Genomic DNA, 16,502 nt, shown 5'->3' with positions numbered 1-16,502 from the left:
GTCGGGCGCGGGCGCGGGAGACATCGCCGCGCGCGCCCCTTGGCGCACCGTCACCAGGAGGGAGAGAGTGGGCGCGGACCGCATTCGACGACCAGTCAGCCACGCCCGGCAGTCAGGAGACCGACGCCATGCAGGCCATGCAGCAGGACTTCCACGAGGCCCCGGACGGCGCCAGAATCGCCACCTACACCTGGCTCCCGGAATCCGGCCGGCCGCGCGCCCTGGTGCAGATCGCCCACGGCGCCGCGGAACACGGCAGGCGCTACGACCGCTTCGCGCGCTTCCTGGCCGGCCACGGCTACGGCGTGGTCGCCTCCGACCACCGGGGCCACGGTGGCACCGCGGCGTCCACCGGGGGCCGCGGCGTGGTCGGCGCGGACGCCTGGCGCGCGATCGTCGCCGACCTCAAGGCGATCGGCGACCACGCGGCCGCCGCCCACCCCGGCGTGCCGCTCGTCCTCCTCGGCCACAGCATGGGATCGATGCTGGCCCGCGACTACGCGCAGGAGTACGGCGCCGACCTCGCCGGACTCATCCTCACCGGCACGTTCCGCACGCTGCCCGGCACGGAGCTCGACACGGCTGTCGCCGAGCTGGAGACGGAGATCGCCGACCAGGGGCGCACCGCCCTGTCCGGCTTCATCCCGCGCACCTTCAGCTCCTTCAACGACGCCTTCCCCTACCGCACCGGCTTCGAATGGCTCTCCCGCGATCCGGCCGAGGTGGACCGCTACGCCGCGGACGACGACTGCGGCTTCCCGTTCTGTGCGGGCCTGGTCATCGACTGGGTACGCGCCATCCGCAAGCTGAACGATCCCGCCCACCTCGCCCGCATCCCCCGCGGCCTGCCCGTCCACATCGCCGTCGGCGAACAGGACCCCTGCCACCAGGGGATGACCCTGGTCTACGAACTGCTGGAGGACTTCCGCTACCTCGGCACCCGCGACCTGACCTGGAAGGGCTACCCGGAGGCCCGCCACGAGATCCTCAACGAGATCAACCGCGACGAGGTCCAGGAGGACCTGCGCGCCTGGCTCGACAAGCACGTCTGAGCCACGGCCGTACGGCTGCCGTCTTCGGGGGCCGGCCGGGTCGGGGCCGGGCGGGACCTCGCGGCCACGGCCCGGTGGGCCGTGGCCGGGGCGCCGGGCTTCCCCGCCCGCCGCGGTCAGATGTGGCCCGGCTTGAAGACGTCCTGCTCGATGAGGATCTTGTCGATCCGGGCCTTGTCCACCCGGTTCGTCACCTCCTCGACCTCCTGCCGGTCGCGTACGCACTTGGCCAGCGTGAACGCCGAGGACACCACGAAGACCAGGCCCAGCGCGAGAAACCCGCGCTCCCAGGGCCCCACCGGAAGTTTCATGATCCCGATCATCAGGGCCGCCAGCGACAGCCCGAAGGAGACCGCGGCCTGGACGAAGAAGGCCGTGGTCGTCGGCCGCTGAATCGATGGAGTAGTCATGCGCGTAGCGTGGCGGGACGGTGACTCCGCCGCATGAGTACAGGTACTCATCCTCACCGGCCCGCTCGCCGCGCTCCGTCCGGATATGGCAGCACCCACCCTCTGACATGCGGTATTGTTCTCGTGCGCGGTCGGTCCGGGAATTACCGGGCCAAAGCGGGCAACGGGACGTGGCGCAGCTTGGTAGCGCACTTGACTGGGGGTCAAGGGGTCGCAGGTTCAAATCCTGTCGTCCCGACGTTGCTTTGTAGGTCAGAGGCCGTTTCCGATCATCGGAAGCGGCCTTTGTCGTACGTTGATTGCTCCCGGTCGGGAGTGCTTGTGCTCCGGGCCTCGAGGTGTCCTTCGCGCCGATTCGCCCGTCACCCGAACCTGTCGACGTTGCTGACCGTCCCACCACCCGCTTCCTTCTGTCGACGCTGCGCCCGGGCTCAGGGTCCTTGCGTCACCAGGGGGGCGGCTCCTGTTAACGTGCCGTGATCATGACAAATCGAGTGGTTCGGCGGGGTGGGTCTGTGGTGCAACGACGTCTGAAGCTGTTGGCGGTCATCGCGGTTGTCCTGGTGTCACTGACCGGGTTCAGCGGCAAGAGGGGTAGTGGTCACCGCAGCCATGACTACGACGGGGACTACGGAGGCGGCTGCAGCACCAGTTCCACACGGGATGACAACGAGTGGGACGCTGATGCGCCCGAGCCGCACGCGAAGGTGGTCGAGTGCGCCACCGCCGACCACGCCGCCGCGACCGTGCGGGTTGTCGCAGCCGGCAGAGTCAAGGGATCCACTCCGTACTACGTCGACGTGGACTTCCTGGACTCGAAGGGAGACACCGTGGACACCGGGCGCGGCAGGGTGACCCAGGACAGCTCCGCGGCGAAGGGTGCGCCTCTGGGGGAGGTCGTCGTCACCATGGAGCACCCGGAGAAGGTGGGCAGCGTGAAGTCCTGCAAGGTGGTCGACGTCTACTGAGCGGACGACGTCACCGGAACCGGTGGCCCCGCACCCTCTGACCCGGCGCGCAGCTCCCGCGTCCGGGTCGTGAACAACTTCGACAGCGGCGACTTGCCCTCGGAGGCGAAGAGCGCTGCGCTCAAGGCCGGACGGCAGGTCTTGCCGAGCTGCCCGCAGAGGTGGTGATCCGGAACGAGGCACGGCTCCTCTCCGGCGCGAGGGCGAGTCCGAAAGTGGCGTTCCGCCGTGTGGTGTCTCCGAGGCTGCGCGAAGGCGGCGCGACGGCAGGAGCAGTGGCCCTCGTCCGCCGGGGCGGATTTCGTCAACTGTTGGCCGCTGTTGAGCTGTGCGGACGTCCGCCCGGGCGCTCAACTCCCGGTTAAGTCCCCTTTCTCTCACTGTCCGTATGTGGACTGGTGCAGCGCGTTCGTCGCATGAAAGGATGAGTGCGGCGGTTCCGGTTGCCTTAACTGCGTGTTGGGCACGACCGACGGGACCGTCGTCCGGCAGGTGCCCTGGGGACCAGGGGTGCCGCGTCGGTTCGACGCGTGGGAGTCCGAGGGACGGTGGGCATGACAGTGGGGGGCGAGGGCGGGCCCGAGAAGACGGGCAGCGCGCTCGCGGAACGGCTCAATCACCTCTTCGCGAATATGCACCCGCCCGGCGCGCCGTACACCAACGCCTTTGTGGCCGAGGAGATCAGCGGGGGGACGCAGGAGTACGGCGGGGCGAAGGTGACCGAGCAGTATCTGTCGATGCTGCGCAACGGCAGGCGGGCGAACCCGAGTCCGGAGCTGCTGCGCGCGCTGGCCAAGTTCTTTGCGGTACCGGTCGGTTATCTGCTCGGGGACCTCTCGCAGCCGCAGGCCGCCCGGGTGGAGGAGGAGGTCCGCTTCCTCGCCGCCATGCGGGACTCGCGGGTGCGCGCCATCGCGCTGCGCTCGGTCGGGCTGCCGCCGGAGGTGCAGGACAGTCTGACGACGATCATCTCCCAGTTCCGGCAGCAGATGAACCTGCCGGCCGAGCTCCCGGAGCACGGTGGTGATCAGCATGGCGAGTGAGTTGGTGGGTACCGCCGAGCGCGATCAGATCTTCTCTTCGTGGCGGCGGACCGGAGACGAGGGCGGAACGAGCATGCGAGTGGGGCAGATACGCAGGCGGTGCAAGCAGCTCATCAAGGAGCTGGAGCTGCCCGCCTCGACCGATCTGCGGGGGATGTGCGACATCGTCGCCACGCGGGTCGAACGGCCCGTCCACATGGTGCCGATGAGTCTCGGCGGCGTGGTCTCCGGTATGACGGCGGTAACCGACGACGCCTACTGGGTCTTCTTCGAACTGCGGACCTCTCCGTGGCATCAGGCGCACATCGTGCTGCACGAGTTGGGTCACCTCCTGCTCGGACACGGCCAGGACCCGGCCGTCACCGAGGACGCGCTGCGGATGTGGACGCCGTCGGTCGATGTCGCCACCGCGATGCGGCGGATGGGCCTGACCATGGGCTTCGCCCGCCACCACGGCTACGACAAGCTCGCCGAGCGGGAGACCGAGGTGCTGGGCACCCTGCTGATGGAGCGGGTGGTGCCGTCGGCCGGGGAAGGCGAACTCCTCCTGGAGGGGCAGGCGGCCGAGCTGGCGGCCGCCCTGGGGCCCGCGTTGCAGCACATCCGGCGCCGGCAGGACGGCCCGGACGGGACCGCCGGGGACGTGGACGGCAGGGGCAACGCGGTGGACACCGACGACGCGACGGGCCCCGCCGTGGAGGAGGGCACCGGCAGCGCCGACGCCGGCCCGGTCGGGGACGGGGGCCCGCGTGTTTGACCTCATCTATCTGAGCTTCGGGGCGGCCGCCTGGGCGATCGTCGCGTACAAGGCCGTCGCGTGGTTCAAGGACCGCAGCAACACCGACCTCGGGCTCGCCTGTGTGATGACCGGCGGCGTGGCGACGGTCTTCCTGTTCTCCGCGCCCAGCCTCTACCGCGGGTTCGACCGGCTGGCCGGCGTGGCCAACCTCGCCATGGTCTTCCTCTACTCCTCCGTCGTGGTGTTCGCCGCCGGAGCCCTGGTACTGCTGCTGCGCTGGACGGCCGGCGACGGCGAGGCCGCGCTCGCCCGTGCCCGCTCCCGGGCGCGCGCCGCCGTCGGCGGGGTCGCCGTCCTGTGGGCCGTGGCCGTCACCGGCTTCGCGGTCGGCCGGCCGGACGCTGTCGAACACCCCCGCGACTTCAGCACCGCCTACACCGACTCACCCGGAGTCATGCTCTTCCTGGTGCTGTATCTGGCCATCTTCGGCTCCAGTCTTGCCGGCCTGGGCACCCTCTGCCCGCGCTACGCCGCCCGGCTCGGCGGTTCGTGGCTGGCACGCGGCCTGCGGATCCTCGCCGCGGGCTGCTGGCTCGGCCTGGCCTACTGCGCCTTCAAGGTGATCGGTTTCGGGCTGTCCTGGGCGGGCCACGAAGCGCTCTGGCTCTCCAACGGGGTGGCCCCGCTGAGTGCCTCGGTCGCCGCGCTCCTGGTCCTCGCCGGATTCGCGCTGCCGGCGGCCGGGCCCCGGGTCGCCGCCTGGCGACGGCTGCGCCGTCTCTCCCCGCTCTGGCGGACCGTCACCTCCGAGAGCCCCGAGGTCACCATGGAGAGCTCGGCGTGGTCGGTGCGGTGGCCGTTCGCCGATCTGGAGTGGCGGGCGAACCGGCAGATGGCGGAGATCCGCGACGTCCAGCGCGGCATCCGCAGCTTCGTGGAGTCCGACGCCGTCGACATCGCCCGGGAGCGTGCTCGCACGGTCTCGCTGGACGACCGGCAGCTGGTGGCCGTCGCGGAGGCCGCCGCGCTGCGGCGTGGTCTGGAGAACCGCTCGGTGGGCCATGTGCCGGCCCTCGGCGCCGACAGCGTGGTCGTCGACAAGGGCGGCGACCCGGCCGAACTGAGCGAGGAGTACGAGCACTTGGCGCTCGTTGCGGACGTCTATCACTCTCCGCTGGTGGAGACGGTGCTCACCGAGCTGCGGCAGCGCAGCGCCATGGTCCGCGGCTGAACAGCCGCCGCAGAGACGGGGTGGCCCGGCACGGGGGTCCGGGCCACCCGCCCTTTCCGGGGCGGGGGGGGGCCCCCCCGGGGGGGGGCCCCCCCCCCCCCCAAACCCACCCCCCCGCGGGGGGGCGCGGGGGGCCCCCCCCCCCCCGGGGGGGGGGGGGGCGGGGGGGGGGGGGGCGCCCCCCCCCCGGGGGGGGGGGGGCCCCCCCCCCCCGGGGCCCCCCCCCGCCCCACCCTGAAAGCCCTTCCCCGCACCGGTTCGGGGTCCGGCCCCGCGCACCCGGGGCGGTGTGTGGCGCGTCTAGAGTCGGTCCTCATGCAGAACACCGCCGAGTCCGGCCCCGACGCCCCCATCGACGTGACGCCCCTCCTCGACGATCCCCACACGGCGTACGCGGCGCTCCGCGAGGCCGGCGCCGTCCACCGCATCACCGGCCCCGACGGGCAGCCCGCCTGGCTGGTCACCCGCTACGACGATGTCCGCAGCGCTCTCGCGGACCCGCGGCTCTCGCTGGACAAGCGGCATGCGACGCAAGGGAGTTATCGCGGCTTCTCCCTGCCGCCCGCGCTGGAGGCCAACCTGCTGAACATGGACCCGCCCGACCACACCCGGGTACGGCGCCTGGTGGCAAGGGCCTTCACGACGAGGCGGGTGGAGGCGCTGCGCGAGCCGATCGGGCGGACCGCCGAAGAGCTGCTTGACGCCATGGAGGCGCGGGGCCGCGCCGATGTGATCGCCGCTTACGCGGGGCCGCTGCCGATCGTGGTGATCTGCGATCTGCTCGGTGTCCCGGAGGGTGCCCGGCGCGACTTCCGGGCCTGGACGGACGCCCTCATCTCCCCGGACCCCACCCGGCCGCACCTGATGAAGGAGGCGATCGGGGCCATGCTGGCGTTCTTCACCGCACTGATCGCCACCAAGCGCGCGGAGCCGGGCGATGACCTGCTCTCCGAGCTGATCGCGGTGCGTGAGGAGGCGGCAGCGGAGGGGGAGGGGTTGGATCAAGACGTCTCCGGCGCGGACCGGCCCGGTGACCGGCTGACCGAGGACGAGCTGACCTCCCTGGCGTTCCTCATCCTGTTCGCGGGATACGAGAACACCGTGCACCTCATCGGCACCGCCACGCTCGCGCTGCTCGACCACCCGGCGCAATGCGACCGGTTGCGCCGCGAGCCGGGCGAACTCCCTTCCGCTGTCGATGAGTTCATGCGCCACGAAAGCCCGGGGCCGCTGGCCATCCGGCGCTTCCCCACGGAGGATCTGACCATCGGCGGCGTACGCATCCCGGCCGGGGATGCCGTGCTGCTTTCGATCGCTTCCGCGAACCGTGACCCGGAGCGCTTCCCCGAACCGGGGACCCTGGACCCCGACCGGGACCTCTCCGGGCACCTCGCGCTCGGGCACGGCATCCACCGCTGCCTGGGTGCCGCGCTGGCCAGGATGGAGACCGAGATCGCGCTCGGCGCTCTCATCAGCAGGTTCCCCGGCCTGCGGCTGGACGTCCCACGGGCGGATCTGCGGCACCGTCGGACCCTGCGCGCGCGTGGCCTGATTTCGCTCCCCGTGACCTGGTAATCGGAAAGCGAACAAAGATTTGAGGCATAACCGTTCCCTCATGCGGTAGAAAGGTCTTAGAGGCCCGCCCGGTGTGCATCCCCCGTCGCACCGGGCGGGTCCTTCTTTGCAGTCGCGACACGCCGGGGCGGAGCGAGGTTCTTCCTCCGTCTGGCGCACCTGCGCTGCGGGCGGCGGTGGCCCTTCTTAGCGTGACGGCATGGCAATTGACGCTCTCTCGTCCAAGAAGGCCGGTGCGCTCGCCCTGATCGCCACCGCCGCTGTCTCCCTGACCTCCATACCAGCCGTGGCCCATCCGGAAGGGCAGGCGGACCCTCAGTCCGCCCCGGTCCGGGCCGGGGTGCAGATCACACCCGACGCGCCCAAGCTGCCCCAGGGCCTGTCCGCCCGGGCGTGGACCGTGGCCGACGCCGACAGCGGCGACGTGCTGGCCGCCAAGGACGCGCACCGCAAGCTGGCCCCCGCCAGCACCCTCAAAACCCTGTTCGCCGTCACCGTGCTGCCGAAGTTCTCCGCCGGCGCGGTCCGTCAGGTCAGCGCGGGAGACCTGGAGGGCGTCGGCGCGGGCAGCAGCCTGGTCGGCATCCGCAAGGGCAAGCGGTACAAGGTCGCCGACCTGTGGCAGGGGGTCTTCCTGCGCTCAGGCAACGACGCGGTGCACGTGCTGGCCTCGATGAACGGCGGCTGGGACGCCACCGCCCGGGAAATGCAGCAGACCGCCCGCAAGCTGGGCGCACGGGACACCACGGTGAAGTCGCCGGACGGCTACGACGCTCCGGGCCAGGTGTCCTCGGCGCACGACCTGACGATCTTCGCCCGCGCCGGGCTCGCCGACGAGGACTTCGCCCGCTACTGCTCGACCGCCCGTGCCCAGTTCCCCGGCCCGAAGGGCACCACTGAGATCGAGAACACCAACCGTCTGCTGGTCGGCTCCCACGGGCTGTCCCGCTACCCCGGCATCATCGGTGTCAAGAACGGCTACACCACCAACGCCGGCAACACGCTGATCGCGGCCGCCCGCAGGGGCGACCGCACGCTGGTGGTCACCGTGCTGAACCCGCAGTCCAATGCACTCAACGCCGTCTACACCGAAGCCCGTTCGCTGCTCGACTGGGGCTTCAGCAGCGCGAAGAAGGCCCGTCCCGTCGACTCGCTGCACATCGTGCACGCCCAGCATGCCGCCTACGCCCACGGTGCCGGGCCCGGCGCCGTGAACGCCGGGGCCACCGACATCGGCGGCCGGGGCGGCTCCTGGTACTCCGCTGTCGCGCCGTGGGCCTACGGCGCGGGCTCCGCGGCCCTCGCGGCGGGCATCGTGCTCGTCCTGCGGCTACGCGGGCGTGGCCGCACCACACCACCGGGAGGAACCTCTTAGGCGGAGGGCTCCGCGGGCCGCGCGGAGCCGGACGTCACCCGCGGGCGTCGGGGCCGGAGCCGGCCTCGCCGTCCGCGGCGCGCAGCCGCGGTGCCGTCTCGGCCGCCGGTACCGGACCGCTCAGGCTCCCGGTCAACTCCCGTGACCAGGCGGCCAGTTCGGTGACGCCGATGCCGTGCGGCATGGCCTCCGCGTAGGGGGCGATGGCCGACGCGCCCCGATCGAGCAGCGCCACGGCGCCGGAGACATTGCCGCGCGCCGCATGGGTCAGGCCCACCGCCAGCTGCGCGAGCCCGCGCCACAGCTCGCGCTCTTCCTCGGGCGCCGCCTTCCAGGCGTCCTCCAGCACCTCGTGTGCGTGGAACGGCATCCCCGCGTCGAGCAGCCGCTGCGCCTCGGTGAGCGATTCCCCGGGCGTACGCGACACACCCTCCGGCTGCCGTGCCACGCCGGGGGTGCCGTACGGCAGTGGGCGGCCGAGTCCGTCGCGCGGACGGGCGTTGCGGGCCCGCCCCTCCTCGTCACGGTCCCTGCGGACGGCGGGGCGGCCGGGGCCGCTGCGGGTGGGAGAGGACACGGGCCCGTCCTCCGCGTCGGGGGCCGCGGCGGCGCCCGTCCCGTCGGTGCCGACCGCGCCGCAGTGCTCGCACACCTCGCTGCCGGGCCGCTCGCGGATCTTGCCGCAGGCATCGCACACCTGGTCCAGCCAGCAGGCCGGATCGCCGCCCTCCTCCCGGCCCGGCTCCGCCGGGGCGCGCTGCGTGTCGTGCGCCGATGCGTCGTGCGCACCGGCCTGGCCCTGGGCTTCCTCCGCGTCGTTCACCCTTCGATTGTGCGCCGCGCGGCGTACCCGCGTCGCAAGGGGGACGTCTTCGGCCTGTTCGGCTACGGGAGGCGGACCGGGGAGGAGGCGTCCGGGACACGCAGGGACGGGGCTCCGCCGCCGTCCGCCGGGACGGCCCAGATGTCGGAGGCCGTGCCGTCGCGCCCCGGCAGGGCATAGGCGAGGGTGCGGTCGTCCAGCCAGGCCGCCTGGTCGTCGACGCTGCGGGTCTCGGCGAGCGGACGCTCGCGCAGGGTGCGCAGGTCCAGGACGTACAGCCGCCAGGGAGCGGTGGTGCCGCCGCGGACCCGCTTCTTGAACGCGAGGCGGGTGTTGTCGGGGGAGAGGGACGGGCATTCGACGTTCTCGCGGACGGTGTGCGCCGACCAGGTCCGCATATCGCCCTGGACGAGATAGGTCTTCCCCTTCGTGGAGACGGTCGCGTAGAAGCGGTTGTCGTCGCGGGCGAAGGTGACGCCCCAGTAATTGACGTCCGGGGAGTGGTAGCGCCTGCCGCCGAGGGTGAGCGGGATCTCCTCCATGTTCTTGATGAGGTAGCCGGTGCGGGTGTCCAGGATCGAGGTGCGGGTGGAGAAGGCGGTGGTGGCGTAGGAGTCGCCGGTGGCGAACATGGTCCAGGACAGCATCCGGCCGGTGGCCGAGACCCGGGCCCGGTTGGGGATGCCGGTGAGGGCGATGCGCCGCTTCTCGCGAAGCCGCCGGTCCAGGACGACGGCGTACGACTTCGGCGGGATGCCGGGGCGGCGCTGCAGGCACAGCCCGGTGCCGGCCGCCGCGTGGAAGCGCTCGCAGACCGGGCCGCCGGTGGTCCGGCGCCCGGTCCCGGGGGCGGCGGGCACATGGGCTGCGCCGGCCGGTGCGGGCAGTCGCGCCACCCTGCCGGCGCCGGTGCTGCGGAAGTACAGCGTCCCGTGGTCGAGTCCGAAGGCCGAGGCGGAGTCGACCGGCTCGGCCTCCCGGGCGGCGCGCACGGTGTAGCCGACGGCGACGGTGGTGAGGACCGCGGCGGCGGCCGCCACGGCGATGATCCGGGCGCGCAGCGACAGCCCGGCGAGCCGGGATGCGCGGGGCGGGCCGGGCGCCTCGTCCTGTGGCGTCGGCGCATGGGGGGCGGGGTGAGCCGGTTCGGTCGGATTCATCCGCGGGTGGGCTGCCTTTCCGGGCGGGGGAGCAGGACGACGGCGGCGGTCAGCGCCGCGGCCAGTGCGACGACGGCCGCGATCAGCGCGGTGCGGGTGCCCCAGAGCGTCCAGGCGGCACCGAAGCCGGCGGCTGCCGGCAACCGGCACAGGGCCTGGCCCGTCTGGAGCAGCGCCATGCCGCTCGCGCGCCGTGCGGCGGGCAGTACGGGCCCGGCGAGCGCCATCAGGACGCCGTCGGTGGCCGCGTAGAACACTCCGAGCAACACCAGGACGCCCACCAGAAGGACGGGGCCCGTCCCGGTCGCCGCCAGCAGGAGGTAGGCGGTCAGCAGGGCGGCGTGCCCGCACAGGAAGGGCACCCGGCGGCCGATGCGGTCACCCAGACGCCCGGCGGGCACCGCGAGCAGCAGATAGACCGCGGCGGCGCCCAGCGGCAGCAGCGGAAACCAGCTCACCGCGAAGTCCAGCCGGCGTTGCAGCAGCAGATAGAGGAAGGCGTCGCCGATGGTCGCCGCGCCGAGCAGCGCCGCCGCCGTGAAGATGCGGCGGAACGCGGGGTCGCGCAGCGGCGCGAGCAACCGCACTCGCGGGCCGGGTGCGGGCGGTATCGGCGGGAGCAGGGGGAGCGCGGACCGGCCGGGTACGAAGGCGATCAGCAGCAGTACGCCGAGTAGTCCGACGCAGAAGCTCACGACGAACACCGCGTCGTAGGCGTCCGCGGTCAGCCACAACAGCGCGAACGCGGCGAGCGGCCCGAGAAGGGCGCCCGTGGTGTCCATCGCGCGGTGCACACCGAAGGCCCGGCCGAGTGCGTCCGGTGGGGCGCTGAGCGAGATGAGCGCGTCGCGCGGGGCGGTGCGCACGCCCTTGCCGATGCGGTCCGCGGCGAGCGAGGCGCCGATGCCGACGGTGCCGCCGCCGGCGAGCAGCAGGCCGAGGCGGGACAGTGCGGAGAGCGCGTAGCCGGATCCGGCGACGAGCTTGTGCCGTCCGCCGCGGTCCGCCGCATGCCCGCCCAGCAGCCGTACCAGCGCGGTGACGCCGTTGTAGAGACCGTCGAGAAAGCCGAACTGGAGTGGTGAGAGGCCGAGTTGGAGGACGAAATAGAGCGGCAGCACGGCGGTGACCATCTCCGAGGAGATGTCGGTGACGAGGCTGACCGCGCCGAGGGCCAGTACCGGCCCCCCGACGCGGCCGCGCGTCACCCGTGTCGCCGTCGCGGCCGCGTCCGTGGTCGCGAGATACATCGGTCAGGTCCGTGGGTTCCGGTCCGCCGCGCTCAGTGGCACTCGTAGGACGGGCTGCTGTCCTTCGTGCTGCCGTCGGTGCCCACCAGGTCCCAGGAGAAGCCGGTGTCGGTGAAGTTCAGCTTCACCACGCCGAAGGTGTCGTTCAGCCGTTTCTCGCTGTGCGGCTGGACCTCTTCGATGTCGTAGGGGTTGGCGCCGCCCGTGCCGCCGAGGAGTTCGACCAGCCCGGTGGGGTCGGCGTTGCCGTCCGGGTCCTGCGGCGCGAAGCGCTCGTAGTGGTGGTCGTGGCCGTTGAGGACCAGCTCGGCCCCGGCGTCGTGCAGGAGCTTCCAGGCCGGGCGGCTGACGGGGTCGTTGCCGTGCTCGCCCGAGGAGAACAGGGGATGGTGCCAGTAGGCGGCCACGCACTTCTCGGAGTTGGCGGCGAGGTCGGCCTTGAGCCAGCCGAGCTGTGTGCTGTCCAGGGAGTTGGAGTCCAGCGCGACGAAGTGCCAGTTGTCCTTGTCGAAGCTGTAGTAGCTCTTGCCGTCGGGGTAGGCGACGGAGCCGAAGTACGCCTTGTAGCCCGCGAGTTCGCCGGCCGGGTCGTAGGTCTCGTGGTTGCCCGCGACGGGGCGCGTCTTGCTCTTGAAGGCGCCCCAGCTCTTGTCGTAGTACTTCGTGAAGTCCTTGAGCCGGGCGTTGTCGTACTGGTTGTCGCCCATGGTCAGCACGAACGCCGGGTTGATCTGCCGCACCAGCGCGGCCGTCCTGGGGTGTTCGCAGCCGCTGTCGTCGGCGGTGCACCGCTCGGCGATGTCGCCCGCGGCCACGACGGTGAAACCGGCGCTCCGCGCGCGGTCGGGGGCGGCGTCCGCGCGCCCGGCCGGCGACCAGAGCAGCGCGCCGCCGACGAGCGCGAGGGCCGCGCCCGCGGCGGCGGGTATGCGTAAGCGGGGGTTGAGCAGAGCCTTCTTGGCGCGGGGGATGGGCGTCATATCCGTCTCCTGGGTCGGCGTGGGGAGCCGTCCCGAGGAATCCTGTCGAGGGATCATGTACGCGTCAAGAACGTCCCGGCATTGTAGTTAGGAAACCTTCCTACTCTGTCGCGCTGCCGGGCTTCTACGCCTCCGGGCCGCCGTAGAAGCAGAAGTGATCCTTGATCTGCGCCACCTCGGGACGCGGCTCAGGGTAGGCCCACACGATGTCCTGCGGGCCACCGGCGAGTGACCAGTAGGAGGCGGTGCCCTTGAAGGGGCAGAACGTGTGCTTCTCGGACGGCGTCAGCAGCTCGGTCCGTACGTCCTCCGGCGGCAGGTAGTACCGCACCGGATAGCCGGTCTCGGCCAGCAGGAGCGGGCGAGAGCTCTCCGCGAGCAGCCGGCCGTCGATCTCGATGCGGATGTGGTCGGTGCCTTGCGTGATCTCGATGCGGTGTCCTCGGTCGGCTGCCACGATCGTCTCTCCTCGCTGGGCGGTGAAGGCTCGCTCCCCAGGATCGCACCGGACGGGCCGGGCGGCGTCGCCGAACCTCCGGTCCTCACCCGGGGCGCGCTGCCGCTACACCTCGCGAATGCCGCGCCCGGCCCACTCCGGCGCGGGAGCGAGCAGGGCCGTGAGGTGCTCGCGCGTCGCGTCCGGCAGCGGGGCCGCGCGCCCCGTGCCCTGGTCGACGTGCAGGGTGAAGAGCTCCTCGGTCGCGACCGGGTCCCCGGACGGCTCGCCGACGAACATCTCGTGGAGGAAGCGGAGCTTCTTCCCGTCCACCCCCAACACCGTGGTGCGGACGGTGAGTTCGCTGTCCCGGGCGACCTCGCGGAGATAGCGGACGTGTGCCTCGACCGTGTAGAGGGAGCAGCCGGTGCGTGCGCGGTAGGCGGCGTCGAGGCCCGCGCCGTCCATCAGGGCGTCCGTCGCGAAGCCGAAGATCAGGACGTAGTAGGCCTCACTGAGGTGGCCGTTGTAGTCGATCCAGGCGTCCTGGACGGTCTGTCGGAAGAGGGGGAGAGGGGCGCTCATCGGCGGTTGTCCCCCAGCCGGCCGGTGGCCCGCAGGACGTCGATGACGCCTCGGTCGCGTTCGGCGACCAGATCCGCGTAACTGCGGTCGCCCGCGGCCTCCGCGCAGCCGTCGACCATCGCGTCGCGCAGCTCACGGTCCAGCTCGGGTGCTTCCAGCCGGGTCCACGGGGACTTCAGCGAGGGGCCGAAGTGGTCGAGCATATGGGCCATGCCGCCCTCGCCGCCGGCCAGTGCGAAGGTCAGGCACGGGCCCATGAACGCCCAGCGCAGGCCCGGGCCCTCGGTTATCGAGGCGTCGATGTCCTCGACCGATGCCTCGCCGTTGGCGACCATGTGCAGCGCCTCGCGCCACAGCGCCTCCTGGAGGCGGTTGGCGATGAAGCCGGGCAGCTCGCGGTCCATGGTGATCACGGACTTGCCCGCCACGTCGTAGAAGCGGGAGGCCCACTCGACGGCCGCGCGGTCGGTCCGCTCGCCGCCGACGACCTCGACGAGGGGAATGAGGTACGGCGGGTTGAAGGGGTGGCCGACCACCAGCCGGCCGGCGTCCTCGGCGTCGGTCTGCATATCGGTCATGGGGTAGCCGGAGGTGGAGGAGGCGATGACCACGCCCGGACGGGTCGCCGCGGCGAGTTCGGCGAGCAGCGAGCGCTTCAACTCCAGCTTCTCCGGGGCGCTTTCCTGGACGAAGTCGGCCTCGGCGACGGCTGCCGCGAGGGTGGGCGCGACGGTGAGGCGGTCGGGGGAGGCGCCCTCGGCGAGGCCGATCCGCTCCAGTGCCGGCCAGGCCGCGGCGACCAGGCGGCGGAGCTTGTCCTCGGCGTCGGCTGCCGGGTCCCAGGCGGTGACGTCGTAGCCGCGGGCCAGGAAGTGGGCGACCCAGCCACCGCCGATCACGCCCGCGCCGATGCAGGCGACACGGCGCACGGTCTCGGGCGAACAGGGAGCGGGGGTGTGGGCAGGGGAGGTTTCCGTCATGAGGGTGCGGCTCCAAGGAGAGGGCGGGCGAGGGAAGTTGCGGCAGTTCAGCCGCGCGGCTTGATGCCCAGGCGGGCGCGCGCCTGCGCGGGGGTGGCGACGGAGGCACCGAGCAACTCGGTGATCTGGACGGCGCGTTCGACGAGCTGGGCGTTGGTGGCCTTGACGCCCTTGCTGAGGTAGAGGTTGTCCTCCAGGCCGACCCGCACATTTCCGCCGAGCAGGATCGACTGGGCGACCCAGGGCATCTGCATCCGGCCGAGCGCGAAGCTCGCCCACTGCGCGCCCTCGGGCAGCATGTTCACCATCGACTGCAGTACGCCGGGGTCGGCCGGCGCGCCCCACGGGACGCCCATGCACAGCTGGAAGATCGTCGGGTCGTCCAGCAGGCCCTCGGCGAGCAGCTGCTTGGCGAACCACAGCTGACCGGTGTCGAAGATCTCCAGCTCCGGACGGACGCCGAGTTCCTGGATGCGCTTGGCGCCCACCCGCAGCATGTCGGGGGTGGAGACGTAGAGGTTGGACCCGTCGCCGAAGTTGAGCGAGCCGCAGTCCAGGGTGCAGATGTCGGGCAGCAGTTCCTCGACGTGCGGCAGCCGTTCCAGGCCGCTGACCAGGTCCGTGCCGGGCAGGCTGCGCAGCGGGTTCTCCGGGTCGATCACCAGGTCGCCGCCCATGCCGGCGGTGAGGTTGATGACGACGTCGGTACCGGTCTCCTTGACCCGCTCGACCACCTCGGCGTACAGCCGCGGGTCGCGCGAGGGGGCGCCGGTCTCGGGGTCGCGCACGTGGATGTGGACCACCGCGGCGCCGGCCGACGCCGCCTCGACGGCCGACGCGGCGATCTGCTCGGGGGTGACGGGGACGTGGGGGGAGCGGCCCACGGTGTCGCCGGCGCCGGTCAGCGCGCAGGTGATGATGACCTCGTTGTTCATGGTGATCCCTTCGATGAGGCAGGGCGGGGGGAGGGCAAAGGGGAGTGGGGGCGGAGGGGAGCGGGGCGCGGGCGGGCCGTCGGGCCGCGGTCCTCAGCCGGCGGTGAGCTCGCCCGCCACGAAGGCCAGCAAGGCGGCATGCATCGTGTCGGGGGTGGTGCTGTCGGGTGCGGTGGCGAGCACCTGGGTGGCCAGGCCGTCGATGAGCGCGGTCAGCCGCAGCGCGGTGAACTCGGGGTCCACCGGACGGAACACGCCCTGCTCGACGCCGCGCCGCAGGACGTCGGCGACGGTGGTGCGCCACTGCCGGTAGTAGTGCTCGTGCAGCCGCCCGACGGCGGTGGAGCGGGCGGCCTGCGCCCACAGGTCCAGCCAGACCAGCCACTGCCGGCGCTGCTGCGCGGTGCGCGGGGTCTGCAGCGCGATCAGGTGCAGCAGCTCCTCGCGGGCGTCGGACGCCTCGGCCAGGCCCGCGGCCCGGCGGTCGGTGTCCTCGTCCATGCACCAGCGGACTGCCGCCTCAAGCAGCTCGTCACGGCCGGGGAAGTGGTAGTGCACCGCGGCGGTGCTCGTGCCGCAGGCCGCCGCGATGTCCGCGACGCGGACGCCGTGGAAGCCGTGCTCGGCGATGAGCCGGACGGTTTCCCGCACGATCTGCAGCGGCCGGCCGCCCTCGGGCACCGGGACCGGTGCGCGGTCCGCCGGCGGCGCGGGCCGCTCCGGGGAGCCGAGCAGCCGGCCCACCTCCACGCCGCCGATATCGGCGATGCGCACGATCTCGGCCAACGTGAAGCGCCGGGTGCCGCCCAGTGACCTGGACAGCTTCGAGGGGTCCATCACGATGCGGCGGGCGAACTCCCGGTGGCTGCAGCCGAGCCGGTCGATCACCTCGCGGACTCGGTCCGTGACCTCGCCCGCGTCGTCGCCCACCCGGGCTCCGGGGTCTTCCTTCATGGTCCG

General features: G+C 72.2%; 17 protein-coding genes and 1 tRNA gene. 8 read left to right on the top strand and 10 right to left on the bottom strand.

Annotated features, from left to right (window positions below; all coding sequences use genetic code 11):
- Window positions 1-128 precede the first annotated feature (128 nt).
- Complete coding sequence (locus ACH4FH_RS08025) at window positions 129-1,052, top strand: alpha/beta fold hydrolase (RefSeq protein WP_398554908.1); 924 nt, start codon at window positions 129-131, stop codon at window positions 1,050-1,052.
- Between the two features lie 116 nt (window positions 1,053-1,168).
- Here ACH4FH_RS08025 and ACH4FH_RS08020 read toward each other — a convergent pair whose 3' ends face one another.
- Window positions 1,169-1,462 (bottom strand): YiaA/YiaB family inner membrane protein, encoded by a 294-nt coding sequence (locus ACH4FH_RS08020; RefSeq protein WP_398554907.1) that lies wholly within the window; start codon window positions 1,460-1,462, stop codon window positions 1,169-1,171.
- 164 nt (window positions 1,463-1,626) lie between these two features.
- On the opposite strand from ACH4FH_RS08020, the gene ACH4FH_RS08015 reads away from it, so the two are divergent.
- The 7 genes from ACH4FH_RS08015 (at window position 1,627) to ACH4FH_RS07985 (ending at window position 8,393) form a co-directional block, all read left to right on the top strand.
- Window positions 1,627-1,700 (top strand) — tRNA-Pro (locus tag ACH4FH_RS08015).
- Window positions 1,701-1,980: 280 nt separating this feature from the next.
- On the top strand, window positions 1,981-2,430 hold the full coding sequence (locus ACH4FH_RS08010) for a hypothetical protein (RefSeq protein WP_398554906.1): 450 nt from the start codon (window positions 1,981-1,983) through the stop codon (window positions 2,428-2,430).
- A 554-nt stretch (window positions 2,431-2,984) separates the two neighbouring features.
- Window positions 2,985-3,473 carry a helix-turn-helix domain-containing protein gene (locus tag ACH4FH_RS08005; RefSeq protein ID WP_398554905.1) on the top strand — a complete coding sequence of 163 codons (489 nt, stop codon included), beginning with the start codon at window positions 2,985-2,987 and terminating at the stop codon, window positions 3,471-3,473.
- Complete coding sequence (locus ACH4FH_RS08000; RefSeq protein ID WP_398554904.1) at window positions 3,463-4,230, top strand: hypothetical protein; 768 nt, start codon at window positions 3,463-3,465, stop codon at window positions 4,228-4,230. Before ACH4FH_RS08005 ends, ACH4FH_RS08000 begins: the two co-directional genes overlap by 11 nt.
- Window positions 4,223-5,443, top strand: coding sequence for an MAB_1171c family putative transporter (locus tag ACH4FH_RS07995; RefSeq protein WP_398554903.1), 1,221 nt, complete (start codon window positions 4,223-4,225; stop codon window positions 5,441-5,443). The genes ACH4FH_RS08000 and ACH4FH_RS07995 overlap by 8 nt, the downstream gene beginning before the upstream one ends.
- A gap of 315 nt (window positions 5,444-5,758) precedes the next feature.
- Complete coding sequence (locus ACH4FH_RS07990; RefSeq protein ID WP_398554902.1) at window positions 5,759-7,018, top strand: cytochrome P450; 1,260 nt, start codon at window positions 5,759-5,761, stop codon at window positions 7,016-7,018.
- A gap of 199 nt (window positions 7,019-7,217) precedes the next feature.
- Complete coding sequence (locus ACH4FH_RS07985) at window positions 7,218-8,393, top strand: D-alanyl-D-alanine carboxypeptidase family protein (protein WP_398554901.1); 1,176 nt, start codon at window positions 7,218-7,220, stop codon at window positions 8,391-8,393.
- Between the two features lie 34 nt (window positions 8,394-8,427).
- Here the strand turns inward: ACH4FH_RS07985 and ACH4FH_RS07980 are convergent, their stop codons facing one another.
- From ACH4FH_RS07980 to ACH4FH_RS07940, 9 genes are all read right to left on the bottom strand, one after another.
- Window positions 8,428-8,970, bottom strand: coding sequence for a DUF309 domain-containing protein (locus tag ACH4FH_RS07980; protein ID WP_398555208.1), 543 nt, complete (start codon window positions 8,968-8,970; stop codon window positions 8,428-8,430).
- Between the two features lie 308 nt (window positions 8,971-9,278).
- Window positions 9,279-10,376, bottom strand: coding sequence for a TolB family protein (locus tag ACH4FH_RS07975; RefSeq protein WP_398554900.1), 1,098 nt, complete (start codon window positions 10,374-10,376; stop codon window positions 9,279-9,281).
- Entirely contained in the window at window positions 10,373-11,626 is a 1,254-nt protein-coding gene (locus ACH4FH_RS07970; RefSeq protein ID WP_398554899.1) for an MFS transporter, read from the bottom strand. Before ACH4FH_RS07970 ends, ACH4FH_RS07975 begins: the two co-directional genes overlap by 4 nt.
- Window positions 11,627-11,658: 32 nt before the next feature.
- Entirely contained in the window at window positions 11,659-12,606 is a 948-nt protein-coding gene (locus tag ACH4FH_RS07965; protein ID WP_398554898.1) for a metallophosphoesterase family protein, read from the bottom strand.
- A gap of 124 nt (window positions 12,607-12,730) precedes the next feature.
- Complete coding sequence (locus tag ACH4FH_RS07960) at window positions 12,731-13,063, bottom strand: DUF427 domain-containing protein (protein ID WP_398554897.1); 333 nt, start codon at window positions 13,061-13,063, stop codon at window positions 12,731-12,733.
- A gap of 105 nt (window positions 13,064-13,168) precedes the next feature.
- Window positions 13,169-13,627, bottom strand: coding sequence for a thioesterase family protein (locus ACH4FH_RS07955; protein WP_398554896.1), 459 nt, complete (start codon window positions 13,625-13,627; stop codon window positions 13,169-13,171).
- The gene (locus tag ACH4FH_RS07950; RefSeq protein WP_398554895.1) at window positions 13,624-14,607 is read right to left on the bottom strand and encodes a 3-hydroxyacyl-CoA dehydrogenase NAD-binding domain-containing protein; all 984 of its coding nucleotides are present in this window, start codon (window positions 14,605-14,607) and stop codon (window positions 13,624-13,626) included. The genes ACH4FH_RS07955 and ACH4FH_RS07950 overlap by 4 nt, the downstream gene beginning before the upstream one ends.
- 47 nt (window positions 14,608-14,654) lie before the next feature.
- Window positions 14,655-15,542, bottom strand: coding sequence for a 3-keto-5-aminohexanoate cleavage protein (locus ACH4FH_RS07945; RefSeq protein ID WP_398554894.1), 888 nt, complete (start codon window positions 15,540-15,542; stop codon window positions 14,655-14,657).
- Window positions 15,543-15,635: 93 nt separating this feature from the next.
- Complete coding sequence (locus ACH4FH_RS07940; RefSeq protein WP_398554893.1) at window positions 15,636-16,496, bottom strand: TetR family transcriptional regulator C-terminal domain-containing protein; 861 nt, start codon at window positions 16,494-16,496, stop codon at window positions 15,636-15,638.
- Between the last annotated feature and the right edge of the window lie 6 nt (window positions 16,497-16,502).

It is taken from the genome of Streptomyces sp. NPDC017993 (assembly GCF_044328065.1).
Classification (GTDB): Bacteria; Actinomycetota; Actinomycetes; order Streptomycetales; family Streptomycetaceae; genus Streptomyces.
The sequence above is the reverse complement of the archived record's forward strand: the minus strand, read 5'-3'. Positions and strand labels throughout refer to the sequence as shown.

Bases quoted from the DNA above. Each gene is read 5' to 3' on its own strand.
- ACH4FH_RS08025 (WP_398554908.1), top strand. From the start codon at position 129: ATGCAGGCCATGCAGCAGGACTTCCACGAGGCCCCGGACGGCGCCAGA.
- ACH4FH_RS08020 (WP_398554907.1), bottom strand. From the start codon at position 1,462: ATGACTACTCCATCGATTCAGCGGCCGACGACCACGGCCTTCTTCGTC.
- ACH4FH_RS08005 (WP_398554905.1), top strand. From the start codon at position 2,985: ATGACAGTGGGGGGCGAGGGCGGGCCCGAGAAGACGGGCAGCGCGCTC.
- ACH4FH_RS08000 (WP_398554904.1), top strand. From the start codon at position 3,463: ATGGCGAGTGAGTTGGTGGGTACCGCCGAGCGCGATCAGATCTTCTCT.
- ACH4FH_RS07990 (WP_398554902.1), top strand. From the start codon at position 5,759: ATGCAGAACACCGCCGAGTCCGGCCCCGACGCCCCCATCGACGTGACG.
- ACH4FH_RS07985 (WP_398554901.1), top strand. From the start codon at position 7,218: ATGGCAATTGACGCTCTCTCGTCCAAGAAGGCCGGTGCGCTCGCCCTG.
- ACH4FH_RS07975 (WP_398554900.1), bottom strand. From the start codon at position 10,376: ATGAATCCGACCGAACCGGCTCACCCCGCCCCCCATGCGCCGACGCCA.
- ACH4FH_RS07970 (WP_398554899.1), bottom strand. From the start codon at position 11,626: ATGTATCTCGCGACCACGGACGCGGCCGCGACGGCGACACGGGTGACG.
- ACH4FH_RS07965 (WP_398554898.1), bottom strand. From the start codon at position 12,606: ATGACGCCCATCCCCCGCGCCAAGAAGGCTCTGCTCAACCCCCGCTTA.
- ACH4FH_RS07955 (WP_398554896.1), bottom strand. From the start codon at position 13,627: ATGAGCGCCCCTCTCCCCCTCTTCCGACAGACCGTCCAGGACGCCTGG.
- ACH4FH_RS07950 (WP_398554895.1), bottom strand. From the start codon at position 14,607: ATGACGGAAACCTCCCCTGCCCACACCCCCGCTCCCTGTTCGCCCGAG.
- ACH4FH_RS07945 (WP_398554894.1), bottom strand. From the start codon at position 15,542: ATGAACAACGAGGTCATCATCACCTGCGCGCTGACCGGCGCCGGCGAC.
- ACH4FH_RS07940 (WP_398554893.1), bottom strand. From the start codon at position 16,496: ATGAAGGAAGACCCCGGAGCCCGGGTGGGCGACGACGCGGGCGAGGTC.